This window comes from Algoriphagus sp. NBT04N3 (assembly GCF_019443765.1).
In the GTDB taxonomy this organism is placed as follows: Bacteria; Bacteroidota; Bacteroidia; order Cytophagales; family Cyclobacteriaceae; genus Algoriphagus; species Algoriphagus ornithinivorans.
The window spans coordinates 3,111,640-3,125,176 of record NZ_CP048415.1; the positions used below are offsets into that span (position 1 = coordinate 3,111,640).

General features: G+C 39.0%; 11 protein-coding genes. 6 read left to right on the top strand and 5 right to left on the bottom strand.

Going from position 1 to position 13,537, the window contains the following annotated elements; genetic code table 11:
• Positions 1-7 precede the first annotated feature (7 nt).
• Both GYM62_RS13425 and GYM62_RS13430 read right to left on the bottom strand, forming a co-directional pair.
• Complete coding sequence (locus GYM62_RS13425; RefSeq protein ID WP_219956800.1) at positions 8-856, bottom strand: glycosyltransferase family 2 protein; 849 nt, start codon at positions 854-856, stop codon at positions 8-10.
• Between the two features lie 6 nt (positions 857-862).
• Positions 863-1,726 (bottom strand): 3-keto-5-aminohexanoate cleavage protein, encoded by an 864-nt coding sequence (locus GYM62_RS13430; RefSeq protein WP_219956801.1) that lies wholly within the window; start codon positions 1,724-1,726, stop codon positions 863-865.
• A gap of 403 nt (positions 1,727-2,129) precedes the next feature.
• Between GYM62_RS13430 and GYM62_RS13435 the strand changes: the two genes are divergently transcribed.
• The 6 genes from GYM62_RS13435 to GYM62_RS13460 all read left to right on the top strand — a co-directional run bounded on the left by GYM62_RS13435 (position 2,130) and on the right by GYM62_RS13460 (position 10,935).
• Positions 2,130-3,872 (top strand): GMC family oxidoreductase, encoded by a 1,743-nt coding sequence (locus GYM62_RS13435; protein WP_219956802.1) that lies wholly within the window; start codon positions 2,130-2,132, stop codon positions 3,870-3,872.
• 3 nt (positions 3,873-3,875) lie between these two features.
• Positions 3,876-4,583: a gluconate 2-dehydrogenase subunit 3 family protein gene (locus tag GYM62_RS13440; protein ID WP_219956803.1), complete on the top strand. Its 708-nt coding sequence runs from the start codon at positions 3,876-3,878 to the stop codon at positions 4,581-4,583.
• A 70-nt stretch (positions 4,584-4,653) separates the two neighbouring features.
• Positions 4,654-5,721, top strand: a complete 1,068-nt coding sequence (locus tag GYM62_RS13445) for a DUF6340 family protein (RefSeq protein WP_219956804.1) — start codon at positions 4,654-4,656, stop codon at positions 5,719-5,721.
• A gap of 326 nt (positions 5,722-6,047) precedes the next feature.
• Positions 6,048-7,178, top strand: a complete 1,131-nt coding sequence (locus GYM62_RS13450) for a hypothetical protein (protein ID WP_219956805.1) — start codon at positions 6,048-6,050, stop codon at positions 7,176-7,178.
• The gene (locus tag GYM62_RS13455) at positions 7,175-8,341 is read left to right on the top strand and encodes a DUF4221 family protein (protein WP_219956806.1); all 1,167 of its coding nucleotides are present in this window, start codon (positions 7,175-7,177) and stop codon (positions 8,339-8,341) included. Before GYM62_RS13450 ends, GYM62_RS13455 begins: the two co-directional genes overlap by 4 nt.
• A 92-nt stretch (positions 8,342-8,433) precedes the next feature.
• On the top strand, positions 8,434-10,935 hold the full coding sequence (locus GYM62_RS13460) for a glycosyl hydrolase (RefSeq protein WP_219956807.1): 2,502 nt from the start codon (positions 8,434-8,436) through the stop codon (positions 10,933-10,935).
• Between the two features lie 52 nt (positions 10,936-10,987).
• Here GYM62_RS13460 and GYM62_RS13465 read toward each other — a convergent pair whose 3' ends face one another.
• From GYM62_RS13465 to GYM62_RS13475, 3 genes are all read right to left on the bottom strand, one after another.
• A complete protein-coding gene (locus GYM62_RS13465) occupies positions 10,988-11,584 on the bottom strand; it encodes a porin family protein (RefSeq protein WP_219956808.1) in 597 nt (198 codons plus the stop codon).
• A gap of 76 nt (positions 11,585-11,660) precedes the next feature.
• Complete coding sequence (locus GYM62_RS13470; protein ID WP_091648662.1) at positions 11,661-12,032, bottom strand: PleD family two-component system response regulator; 372 nt, start codon at positions 12,030-12,032, stop codon at positions 11,661-11,663.
• 116 nt (positions 12,033-12,148) lie between these two features.
• Positions 12,149-13,534 (bottom strand): sodium-dependent transporter, encoded by a 1,386-nt coding sequence (locus GYM62_RS13475; RefSeq protein ID WP_091648659.1) that lies wholly within the window; start codon positions 13,532-13,534, stop codon positions 12,149-12,151.
• Positions 13,535-13,537 lie beyond the last annotated feature (3 nt).

Consider the following 13,537-nt stretch of genomic DNA (forward strand, 5'->3'; position numbering starts at 1 on the left):
ATTCATTTCAAGATTTAATGAAGTTGACATAATATCTTCTTAATTGATATAACAAAGACCGGAGAAAATGAATAGGGTCTTTATGCAAATAGTAAAATAGAAGCCAATTAATCCTATACATTTCCAAATGGTTCTTCTTTTTTGATGCTGACCTAAAAATCCCTCTTTGGTTGTTCACATAGCAAGAAGTAACTTTTGGGATAAAGATGGTATTTCCTCGAAGCTTGTAAAAAGTAAAAATGAGCATATCTAGATAGGAGGATTTTTCCAAAACCTTCTTTTGATGCAAAATATCCATTTCATTCCTCATCATCCAACTACTTATATGTCCCAAATAGTTTTTTTTGCGTAATTGCGAAGGTGTAAAAATCGTGAAATTTGAGGGGAGATCCATTATATGATCTTTCTCATTCCCCTCAATTAAGGTATTGGTAATACATATCGAGGCATCCGGATACTTTTCCATAACCTCTACTTGCATTTGTAGCTTCTTTGGATCCGTCCAAAAGTCATCTCCATCACAAATACAAATATATTTGCCTCTTGCTTCTCGGTGAAGGGCCATATGATTGTATTTTCCTTTCCACTTTCCTTTCCTACGGCCTTTTTCCTTCTCATCTCTAAGAAACAACCTAATTTTATTCGGGTACCGATCAGCTAAGGCAATACAGATTTCACGCGTTCGATCTGTGCTACAATCTTCTCCTACCAAAATCTCATAATCAAAACTTGTTTCCTGTCTTAAGATACTTTCAAGGCATTTTTCGATAAAAGGCTCATGCTGAAATGCAGGAACACAGACCGAAACAAGAGGGATTAGTTGGTTAATTTGTTTTTCTTCTCCTAAATATTCCACTATTAATTAATTGGAAGAAACTGGTAAATTAATTTTCTCCAATTTCTTTTTATTAAAAAAACCTATTTTTCTCAAAGTTTCTGAGGTTAGAAGTTCCCTTCCGTGGATTACGATTAAGTCGTGAATTCGCCTAACCAGCTCTAAATTAGTACAGTGGCGTGTTCTTTTTTCATCCCACCAAATATTATCCTCTAATCCTATCCTAACACCGTAGCCTTGAGCAATAGCTATAGAATTAACCGCCAATTGGTGTTCTCCCAGTCCTCCTAAAGAAAATATATGACTCTCAGGGATTTCCTGAATCGCTGTTCCAATTTGGATTAAACTTGGTTGAAAACCAGCAATATTTCCAAAAAGCAAATTCCAATAAAAGGGTCCTTTTAATATGCCTTTTTTTATTAAATATTTTCCATAATTGATCATCCCTAAGTCAAAGCACTCCAATTCAGGAACAACACCATTATCTTCCATTTTTTCTGCTAAGGCAATTATCATATCTGGGTCGTTAACTGAAGCTTGCTTCAAAAAATTTAAAGAAGAAAGTGTTAATGAACACATATCTGGCTGAAGCTCTATTACCTCAGACCTTTTTTCAAACTCGCTGAAATTCCTGCCTGAACTACTGCCACAAATTATAAGTTTCGGACAATGCTTTCTTACCCCCTCAAAAATATCCCTATAAGTTGTCTTTTTATAAGTAGGAGTACCCTCTTCATCCCTTGCATGCAAATGGGCAATAGTAATACCTAACTCGTAAGCTTCATGAGTCTGTTCTATTATTTCTTGGGGAGAAATTGGCACATGTGGTGTGATTGATTTTTGTGGGACCATTCCAGTCGGACAAAAATTAATTAGAATTTGATTCTTCATTAATACACAATGCTATTTAGTTGATGGTTAATCAAAATTATAATTTTATTGAAATTATCTGAAATCCAATCACTTATAAAGTGTTCTGATTTTAAAGGAAGCATTCATACTCCTTTAATTACCAAGAAATAGAAAACCATATCCTTCATTTCGACATATGGTGCAAGCAATAAAATCAGAGTAGAATTTAAATTATAGCTCAAAAAACAAAAATCTATTTTAAATAAAAGCATTTTTTTTCCATAATGTTCCGAATCTTTCTAATTGGGGATTGAGCACTAAGCAATATACAAATTGAAAAAGGCTTTTTACAATGTAGATCAAATTCAAAATTCTCCGATAATTCCTTTTTATACTCGAAATTTTTGCTCTATATTTTCAACTTCATTAAAAATTTTTGAAAATGAGTTTTCAAATCAAAGAATCCGGACAAGCTTATGACGTGATCATCGTAGGTTCCGGAGCCGGTGGCGGGATGGCATCCAAAGTTCTCTCTGAAGCAGGATTATCCGTTGCCGTAGTGGAAGCAGGTGGAGATTTTGACCCTGCCAAAGACGAGGACAGAACACAACTTAGACCGCCATGGGAATCGCCAAGAAGGGGTGCTGGAACAAGAATCCGACCTTTCGGAGACTTTGACCAAGCAATTGGAGGCTGGGATATTGAAGGGGAACCTTATACCAGAAAAGACGGCACCCAATTCGATTGGTTTAGATCAAGAATGGTCGGTGGGAGAACCAATCACTGGGGAAGAATTTCTTTGCGATTTGGACCTAATGATTTCAAAAGAGCCAGCATTGATGGATTGGGAGATGATTGGCCGATTGGATACGAAGATGTCAAACCATATTATGACAAAGTAGATAAGCTGATTGGAGTTTTTGGAACTAAAGAAGGCATTTATAATGAACCTGATGGTTTCTTCTTACCCCCTCCCAAGCCTAGACTACATGAACTTTTCATCAAAAAAGGAGCAGACAAGGCTGCTATTCCGATGATTCCGTCCAGACTTTCCATGCTAACCCGACCTATCAACAATGAGCGGGGTGTTTGCTTTTTTTGCGCTCAATGTAATCGGGCTTGTCAGGCATATGCGGATTTCTCAGCAGGAACCTGTTTGGTGCACCCAGCTATGAAAAAAGGAAAAGTGGACCTTTATACTCACTCCATGGTGAGAAAGGTTACCACAGACGACCAAGGTTTGGCAACTGGAGTATCTTTTGTTTCCAAAATGGATATGAAGGAATACAAGTTGAAGTCTCGGGTAGTAGTATTAGGAGCTTCGGCCTGCGAATCCGCAAGAATTATGATGAACTCCAAATCCAAAAGCCATCCGAATGGGATTGGGGCTGATTCCGGTGCATTAGGAAGGTATCTCCATGACTCTACCGGAGCTGATCGAATGGGTATCATGCCTGATTTGATCGATCGTGAACGCTATAATGAAGATGGCGTTGGAGGTATGCATATGTATACTCCATGGTGGCTGGATAACAAAAAACTAGACTTCGCCCGGGGTTACCATATCGAATACTGGGGAGGCATGGGTCAGCCAGCCTATGGCACAGGCATGAGTATGGATAGTATGCGACAGTATATCAAAGATGAGTTTGGAAACCCTAGTCCAAATGGAGGCTATGGTGAAGGATTGAAAAAAGACATTCGAAGAATATACGGGTCTACCTTAGGCATGTCAGGACGGGGTGAAAGCGTTCCTCGTTATGACAATTACTGTGAAATAGACCCCAATGTGGTGGATAAATATGGAATTCCTGTTTTGAGATTCAACTACAATTGGACAGATCAGGAAATCAAACAAGCTAAACACATGCAGGATACTTTTGAAGAAATCCTGACCAATGCCGGAGCAATTCTTTTAGGCAAAAAACCTGGGCCGGAAAGCAAGTATGGTTTGGCTGCTCCGGGTAGAATTATCCATGAAGTAGGAACTACCAGAATGGGAAATGACCCTAAATCATCTGTGTTGAATTCCAATTGTCAGGCACATGACTGCAAAAACTTATTTGTAGTAGATGCTGGGTCATTTGTATCACAGGCAGACAAAAATCCAACCTGGACTATCTTGGCTCTTTCATGGAGAACATCAGATTATATAGTTGATCAGTTGAAAAAGAAAAATATCTAAGCCATGAACAGAAGAGAAAACCTAAAATTACTCTTTACAGGATCTTTGGGGGCAGGTTTGCTGATGACAGGCTGTGATCCTGAAGATAGCAGCATCGCTCATGAGCCTGTATTGACCGGAGGAACTCCGGGAGGAAGAACTGAAGAGGAAAAAATCAGGGATGCGAAATTACTGGCTGATCAATTTTTCACAAATGATGAGCGCAAAAAACTTGACACGCTGATTGATATCATCATGCCAGCTGACAATGAATCTCCTGCTGCGACGGAGCTTAAAGTGACAGATTTTATGGATTTCATGATGCTCGACCAACCCAACTATCAGACGCCTATGAGAGGTGGATTGATGTGGCTGGACTTTGAAGCGGATGAAAAATTCGGAAAACCTTTTAATGAGCTATCTAAAGATCAGGTTCTTGAAATTGTAGAATTAGTAGCTTGGCCTGATAAAGCAGATCCTGCCTATGAAGGAGGAGTGAAATGGTTTAACCTATTGAGAAATCTTACCTGTACTGGGTATTTTACCACAGAGGCAGGCTGGAAATATATGGGTTACAAAGGTAACCAGCCAAATGTATGGGACGGAGTACCAGAAGAAGTTCTGAACAAGCATGGCCTTTCCAATCCGGAAAAATATAGCACTCTCTACCTTAAACCTGAAGATAGAGCCAAAGTCGCCCAGTGGGATGATGAAGGCAATTTGATAGGTTAAACCCAATAAAATCCACAGGTTATTTTCTGTGGATTTTTTTTGATCTATTTTTCCGGAAAATTCCAGCTCTATGTTTAAAAGCTTCAAACCAGTCTCTTTTTTCTTAGTGATTTCTCTCGCTATTGTTTCAATGAGTTGCTCCAAGAGCGTAACTCTCACAAGATTGACACCAGCCCCTATCAATGTACCCTCATCTGTTCAGACCATTGTTATTGTGGACAGAACTAAGCCACAAAATGAAATGGTGAATGTCATTGAAGGCCTGATTACTGGAGAAATGCCCTTTGAAGTAAGAAACAGCATAGATGCTACTTTGGCCACTTTACAGCAACAGCTGAATACAAGCCCGCGCTATCAAATCAAACGTGCTAACCAAAGACTCACGGGTGGAATGTTTGGGCAGGTTTTCCCCCAACCTCTGGATTGGTTTACAATAGAAAGACTATGTGAGCAATATCAGGCTGACGCCGTTTTAGCTCTTGAAAATTTCAATTCTGATTTTATCACCACTGAAAAAGAAGCAATCATCAAAAAAACAGTTGGGGAAGGAAAAGATGCGCAAACAGTAGAAGTCAAAGGATTGAGATTAGAAGGGGTAGCTAACGTTTCAGCAGGATTTCGACTGTATGATCCTCAAAACAAAACGATTGTTGACCAGCAACGATTTCAAAAAACCAATACTTGGACTGCTGAAGCAGAGACCAAAACTCAAGCTCTCGCAATGCTGATTGCAAAAGCAGATGCCACTAGGATAGTTGGAGAGCTTGCCGGCTCCGGTTATGCTTATAAAATCGCCCCGATGTTTGTTAGTATTAGCCGAGACTATTTCAGAAAGTCCAAAACTCAACCAGCACTGGAGAATGGAAACCGCTTTGCAGAAGTTGGAAAATGGGAAGAAGCCATCCAAACATGGGAGGAAGGGATAGTTGGAGCTGATTATAAGACCAGTGCAAAATTACTTTATAATATTGCTGTAGGTTATGAAGTATTAGGAAGCCTACACATGGCTCATGATTATGCATCTCAGGCATACACCCAATATGGTTTAAAAAAGGGTAGAAATTATGCCCAAATGCTTTCTGCTGAAATACGAAATCAGGAACTCTTGGAAAATCAAATGAGAGTTGAGAGTAAATAAAAGATAGACCTTTACTCAGCCTTTTTAGAAGAGTCTTCCACGTTAACAGTTTCTAGACTTTTTGATTATTTATTATTATGGATATCCGCTTTCTTACAAGTATTGACAAAAATACGGCTAATTGTCTGCTAAAAGGATCAGAATCCTGAAGCTTCGGTCTTCGGTCTTCTAGCCTGTCAAGCAAAGAAAATAAGGCAACTGGCATGATTACAGATAATCAGATTTATTATTTTCAAAATAATAATAACCCTCATAATTAGACAACTAATAATTTTTAATTAGGTCATCCTTGACTATTTTTAGCGTTCATCTTTCTTTTTTGTAATATGAAGAATAATATTCTAGGCATCTGCCTTTTTTCAATCAGCCTTTTTGCCTGTAAGACTGAAATAGAACAAAATACTCCTGAGTCTAATGTATGGGAATTGGAAATTGTAGACTCGATTCAAGTTGATTATTTGGGAAGAATTTGGAGTGCTGATTTTAAAAATGGTTACGGCTACCTTAAGGACATCAGCACTAATAGCTTGGTGAAATTTGATACTTTAGGAAAAATTATTTCCCAAAAAACTTATCCTGAACAAGGTCCTTTTGCAGTTTATTTTTTCTCAAGTACTGCAATATCTGAGAATGATGAATTATATGCCTCTACTTACAGGGAAGTAATTCACCACTTTGACAAGGATTTAAACCTTTTAAAAAACTATGAAATGCCATTTATTTCAGAGTCCAGAGGTGGAAGGAGAAATGCTAAAAACATTGGTTTCTGGAAGGATAAAATTCTTCTTTGGTATCCTGGGAGGGATGGAATTAGTCCTTATATCGAGCACTTTTATAGAGATTACCCACTCTTAGAGCTCTTTGATCCAGCTTCACAAACCTCTGATTCTCTAATCCGGCTGGCGCCAACCTCTAAGTTTAATTCTGACCTATTTTTTGATACACCTTCAATCCAGTTTTCTATCTCCGGTGATTATTTATATCTAGCTCTTGGCAACGACCCTCAAGTACATCGCTACTCTTTGGCTGAGGAAGGTAAATGGCTGGAAAGCATTCCATTTAAACCGAGCGAATTTCATGTCATTGAAGGACAAAAGAAACCAGTTGGATACGTATCCGGCAATACAATGTATGAAGCTACTATTGAAAGTTTATATTCCATGGAAGATACTTTAGTAGTGTATTACAATGGAGGAATTTCAGAAGAAATTTTTCAACAGTATGACTTAAAAAAACCAGAAAACTACCCCATGTATCCAGATTTCAGAAAGCAATTTCTGAAAATCTATCATCCCGAAAGTGGACTTTCTAATGAGATAATTCTTCCTCCATCAATTGATTTTATCTTAAATATTGAGTCACTCAATAAGCCTTTTTATGCTCTACGACATGATGAATACTTAGGCGAAGAGCAGGATTATCTAATCTTTTATAAACTTCAACTCAAGCGAAAATGAAAAACCGACTACTGATTTTTCTATCTGCTTTTATTCTTTTGATTGGGTGTAGTCAAGAGAAAAGCGAAAAACCAACCACTCCCCTCAGTGAGCAAGAATTGCAATTTGAAATCTACGACTCTTTAGTTGTGGATTATTTGGGAAATCTTACTTTGATGGATATCAATCCTGCGGGAAATCGCTATTTATTAATTGATCAAAACACAGAGGATATCCTAGTTACGGATCAAAAAGGAACCATTCTTCACCAATACAACCTAAGTCAAGAAGGTCCTGATCAGATTTTGGGTAATCGTCTAGGAGTAGCAAAATTTATGGATAATGAGAAATACCTCGTACCTGGAAGTAATGGACTGACAACCTACACGCTGGATGGAAAACGATCAGATTCCTTCAAACCTGAATTCACCGGATTATCCAGCTTGGTGATTCCATCCAGTCAATCTCATTACGTTTGGGGAAATCAAGTAATTGTTCAAATGCCCGGTAGATTTTCCGATCTGGGTCAACAGGGAATCGATTTACAGCTCAAATCAAAAAGATTGGAAATGGTTGATTTGAATACAGGAAAATATCAAGCAATCATCCCCTTTCCTCAAGAGTCCAAGTTTAACAGCGAGACCAAAGAGTACGGCGCCCTCGATTTTTATTGCAGTTTTACTGTAAGTGGAGATTCGCTTCATTTGAGTTTCCGTAATGAAGCGAAAATCTTCAGCTACTCACTCAAAAACTTGGAAAATCCTCCATTGGTAAAGCCCATCCCTATCCCAAATTTCCAAGGAAGAAATACTGATAAAAAGCCAACAAATGGAGGCTTCAATGCCAGGGACTTTTTCCTAGGTTCTATCAATTCCGTCTTGAGCCTCAATCAGGAAGAACTTTTGATTTCTTATCTACCAGGCCTCGATGATGAAACTGCAAATCAAATAATTTCAGAAGCTGGATCTGATTTTAATAAGATGTTCGATGAAGCAGGTAAACTCAACAAAGGAGGCTTGGTGATTTTTGATGGGAAATCAATTAGCAAACTCATTGAAATCCCTGAAATTCTTGGAAACTTGAATAAAGTCAACTCTAGAGAAGAAATCTGGTTTTCTTTGAATTTTTCTGAAGCTGAAAATGATTACTCAGTGATTTACAAGACTAGGTTAGTGAATAAATAAAACCATTCAACATCCACCTTTTCCTCTTGCGGGCATTTCCATTCGGATTTGCCCGCTTATGCTTATATTCCTGTTCAATCAGAGAAAACCATATGAAAAAAACCACAACTTACCTGATTCTAGCTGCTGGAATCCTCACCTTTAGCAGCCTGCAGGCTCAGGATATCAAACCCACCAGCGAAAAGGCATTCAAGGAGTCTATGGAAAAACATCAACAGATGTTTAGCTCTACGCCATTGAAATCATTTAAAGCCCGAAATATCGGCCCTACCAACATGTCAGGGAGAATTGTAGATATCGAGGTGGCGCAAAACCCCAATACATTCTATATAGCTGCCGCTTCAGGAGGAGTTTGGAAAACTGAGGATAACGGACAGTCCTTCACCCCTATTTTTGACCATCAAGGAGCTTTGGGAATTGGAGATATGGCCCTTTCCCCTTCAAATAATAATATCTTATGGGTAGGAACTGGAGAAAATAATTCTTCCCGATCCACTTATGCCGGTGCAGGAATTTACAAGTCTACAGATGCAGGAAAAACCTGGGAATTCATGGGCCTTCCATATTCGCAGCATATAGGACAGATTCAAATTCACCCTACTAACCCTGATATTGTATGGGTGGGATCCATGGGAAGTCTGTATTCCAAAAACAAGGAACGAGGGCTTTTCAAAACCACTGATGGGGGTAAGAGCTGGAAAAAAGTATTATACATAGATGACAATACAGGGATCATCGATATCAAAATTCATCCTTCTAACCCTGATATATTATTAGCGGCTTCTTGGGAGCGATTCAGACAAGCACATGACTTCGTCGGTCAAGGCAAAGGCTCTGCGATATGGAGATCTGAAGATGGAGGAAACACCTGGAAAAAGGCAGTTGCTGGCTTTCCTCAAGATGAATTTGTGGGAAGAATTGGGTTTGATTTTGCACAGAGCAATCCCGATGTAGTTTATGCGCTATTAGATAATCAGGCAAAATCTGACCAGGTCCAAGAGGAACCTAGACAAAGAAGAGAAGAAGAGGAAAATCCCTTGAAATTTGATGATTTCAAACAAATGAACCTGGCTGAAGCTTTGGGTCTGGAAGAAAAGCGATTGAATTCTTTTTTACGCAGAAATCAATTTGCCAGTAAGTACACGGCTGAAGAGGTAAAAAGACAGCTTCGAACAGGTAAAATCACTTTGGCTCAAATAGCGAATTACAATGGGGATTCCAATGATGCCAACGCTGCATTATTTGATGCACCAATCAAAGGCGCTGAAATTTACAGATCTGCAGATGCAGGTAAATCCTGGACAAAAGTTTCAGAATCAGATTTAAGAAGGCTGTACAATACTTACGGTTATTATTTCGGAGAAATTCGGGTAAATACTCAGGATGAAAATGAGGTGTTCGTATTAGGTGTGCCTTTGATGGTATCTAGAGACGGAGGCAAAAACTTCTCCCGAACAGACTCCATAGGAAGACCACATTCAGACCATCAGTCCATGTGGATTAATCCTAAAGATGGGAAACATATCTTATTAGGAAATGACGGAGGCTTATATAGGAGTTATGGTGGCGGTGCGAGATGGGATCATCTCAACACGCAGATGCCTATTTCTCAATTTTATTCCATCATGACAGATAATGCCCGTCCATATAATGTTTATGGAGGTATGCAGGATAATGGAGTCTGGTTTGGAAGCTCAAAAAATGACCCTTCAGCTCCTTGGGAATCTCTGATGGGTGGTGACGGAATGGTGGTCGCCGTGGATACAAGAGATAACAATATCGTCTATACGGGATTCCAATTTGGAAATTATTTCAGGATAGACAAAAGTTCTGGAGATAGAAAAAGAATCACACCGGGCCATGATATTGGAAATACTCCAAACAGATGGAACTGGAGAACTCCGGCTCGTTTGAGCCATCATAACCAGGACATCATTTATATGGGTTCGCAATATGTTTATCAGAGCTTGGATCAAGGGAGTACTTGGACTACCATTTCACCGGACCTAACTAAAAACAAGAAAAGTGGAAATGTACCATTTGCAACCTTGACAGTAGTTGAAGAGTCTCCATTTGAGTTTGGAACTCTATATGCCGGTTCTGACGACGGCAATGTCTGGATCACCCGCAACAATGGAGGCAATTGGTCATCTTTGAATGCAGGATTACCTCAAGACAGATGGGTAAGTTCCATAGCCCCTTCCAAACATCAAGAGGGCTTAGTCTACATCACCTTGAATGGATATAGATTTGACGAGTTCAATACATATGTATTCAAAAGCACTGATTATGGAAAAACCTGGGTTTCTATCAAAGGAAATATGCCGGAAGAATCCAGTAATATCATAGTTGAAGATCATACCAACCCTAATATCCTGTATTTGGGCACCGACCATGGCTTATATGTTACCATGGACGGAGGAAATAATTGGAATCTATTCCAAGGTGAAATTCCAAATGTAGCGATCTATGATATGGTTATTCAAGAAAGAGAAAATGATCTTGTCATCGGTACCCATGGTAGAAGCGTATACATCGTTGAACTGGAGCCTATCCATAAATTGGCTAAACCAGATCAAAAAATAATGGATTAAGTATAAGCTAAAAAAAGAGAGGGCTGCAATTTATTTTGCAGCCCTTTTCTATTTAAAACAATCTGAACCCAACAGAAAGAACCCATTGATTGATTCTGTTGTCAGTTTGAAAACTCGAAATATTGTCGGTGAATTTACTCAATCCGCCTTCGTACTTTCCATCGATGGACAAGTTGCCAATATCCACCCCTAAGCCTGCCTGGTAGCCTAGAGTAGCACTATTAAAGTCTGCATCTCTGACCGTTCCAGCAGAGTCTTTTAAGTTTGAATCAATGTTCAAACTTGCAATGGGCCCAGCCTGAACGCGTAATACTTTCAGAACCCTAAAGCCCAGCATAACGGGAATATCCAAGCGGTTAAAGTTTGCTTCAAATTTTTCCCCCTGAGCCTGTGGATTTGATCTGAAAATGAATTCACCACTGGTTTGGGTAAATAGAAACTCTGGCTGCACAAAAAATCCTGCCCCACCAAACCTTGCAAATAAACCTACGTGATAACCTAGTTGGGAATCTGAAGGAATAAATTCTTCTGATTTAAAATCGACTTCAGTGCTACTTAAACCGGCCTTAATACCAAGGCCAAAGTTTTGAGAAAATGCTGGAATAGCACAAATAAGAAAGAGTGTGAAAAGAGCTGAAATTTTTTTCATGGTAGTGAAAATTGGTTTAATTCCTTAAACGACAATTTTCAAAAAAGATTTCCCTGGCAGGATAAATCTCAAAAAATCAATTCAAATTGCTGACAGCCTTTTTCTTGGCTAATTGATGTAAATCCCAGAAATCCATAGGCTTCGGAACCAAAATATCAAATGGGATTAAAGATTTTCTTCTGTAATATTCTACATCTCCTGCCGTAAAGCCTATCACTGGAATACTTTGGGTTTTCAAATCACCTTTTATCCTACCCAGTAACTCAAGCCCATCCATTTCAGGCATCATGATATCTGTCAGTATCACATTAAAATTAGGATCCTTCCTCAACTCCTCTATAGCTTCTATACCATTATGAGCTACAACCACTGTATCCTGAGACTTTTCGAAGATTTTTCGAAGAATCAATAGATGTAAATTATCATCGTCGACAACTAGTACTCTCATGAAATACAATTTTGTTGACATAAGATACACAAATACTTAATAAAATCGTTATTCTATGAAAATATTTTCAAAAAAAAAGGAGGCATATAGCCTCCTCATTTACAATTATAATTCAGTTAAGCAGCTTGAGGTGCCCCAAAAAGACCAATCATATTTAAGATAAGCAGTATGATAACAACTGGACAAACCCATTTGATAAAGAAGATCCAGCCCTTTCTATAAATACCTTTAAAACCAGGAGCCCCGCTTGCCAATTCATCAGCATAGTCTGCAATTTTCTGGCCCCACCCGGTATAAAGTGAAAGCATCAAACAAATTATAACCACCGCAAATGTTCCGAAGATGAAGTCCATAGCTCCAAAGAAACCTTGGATAGGATTGCTGAGGAAATTGAAATTAATCGTATTAAAGAAGTTTCCTTCAATGGATGACAAAGCAGACGGAACAGACATGATCATCGCTGCAATACCAACAATCCAAGTTGCTTTCTTACGATTCCACTTTCTATCATCAATCAAATAGGCTACAGGCACTTCCAACATGGATATGGTAGAGGTCAAAGCCGCAACCATAAGCAATAGGAAGAACAAAGAGCCAATGATGTTACCGCCTGGCATGGCATCAAATACTTTTGGCAATACGTCGAACACCAATGCAGGACCTGCCGCTGGATCTTTTCCAGGCAACAAAGCAAACAAGGCAGGGAAAACCATCAAACCACCCAATAGAGCGACCATGGTATCCATACCTGCGATCCAACCTGAAGATTGGATGATATTGGATTCTTTTGGCAAATATGAGCCGAATGTGATCATCAAGCCCCATCCCACTGACATAGAGAAGAAAGCCTGACCAAGGGCCTGCAGAATTACTGTTCCATTGATTTTAGAAAAATCTGGATTCAAGTAATACTGAATACCTGCTTCTGCCCCTTCTAAAGTCACAGATCTACCAGCAATAAAAATGATGATGATAAATAATACCGGCATCAAAAATTTAGCTGCCTTTTCAATACCTCCAGAGACACCTCCCAATACGATAAGGATTGTCAATAATATAAATAAGAAGGTCAATGGAATGACATACATAGGTGTCTGAACAAACACCTCAAAATCTACTGGCAGATTGATAATTTCAGTGAAAATATATCCAACTGTCCAGCCGGCGATCACTGAATAATAACTGAACACAAAAAAGCAGACCAATACGCAGAGTACACCTGCTAGTTGCCAGAACTTATTTCCGCCTGTATCACGAATAGCTCCGATAGGATTTTTACCGGAACGTCTTCCTAAAGCAATTTCATTAAATAAAAGAGGTATTCCGATGAATAAGACGCAGATGATGTAAACAAAAACGAATGCACCACCTCCATTTTGACCGGTTAAATATGGAAATCTCCAAATATTTCCCAAGCCTACTGCCGAGCCTGCTGCGGCCATGATAAAACCGAGACTAGATCCCCATTGGCCCCTGCCTTCGGTATTTGCGCTTACTGCCATAGA

Excerpts from the sequence above, each read along its gene's own strand:
- GYM62_RS13430 (WP_219956801.1), bottom strand. The coding sequence starts at position 1,726 with ATGAAGAATCAAATTCTAATTAATTTTTGTCCGACTGGAATGGTCCCA.
- GYM62_RS13435 (WP_219956802.1), top strand. The coding sequence starts at position 2,130 with ATGAGTTTTCAAATCAAAGAATCCGGACAAGCTTATGACGTGATCATC.
- GYM62_RS13440 (WP_219956803.1), top strand. The coding sequence starts at position 3,876 with ATGAACAGAAGAGAAAACCTAAAATTACTCTTTACAGGATCTTTGGGG.
- GYM62_RS13445 (WP_219956804.1), top strand. The coding sequence starts at position 4,654 with ATGTTTAAAAGCTTCAAACCAGTCTCTTTTTTCTTAGTGATTTCTCTC.
- GYM62_RS13450 (WP_219956805.1), top strand. The coding sequence starts at position 6,048 with ATGAAGAATAATATTCTAGGCATCTGCCTTTTTTCAATCAGCCTTTTT.
- GYM62_RS13455 (WP_219956806.1), top strand. The coding sequence starts at position 7,175 with ATGAAAAACCGACTACTGATTTTTCTATCTGCTTTTATTCTTTTGATT.
- GYM62_RS13460 (WP_219956807.1), top strand. The coding sequence starts at position 8,434 with ATGAAAAAAACCACAACTTACCTGATTCTAGCTGCTGGAATCCTCACC.
- GYM62_RS13465 (WP_219956808.1), bottom strand. The coding sequence starts at position 11,584 with ATGAAAAAAATTTCAGCTCTTTTCACACTCTTTCTTATTTGTGCTATT.
- GYM62_RS13470 (WP_091648662.1), bottom strand. The coding sequence starts at position 12,032 with ATGAGAGTACTAGTTGTCGACGATGATAATTTACATCTATTGATTCTT.
- GYM62_RS13475 (WP_091648659.1), bottom strand. The coding sequence starts at position 13,534 with ATGGCAGTAAGCGCAAATACCGAAGGCAGGGGCCAATGGGGATCTAGT.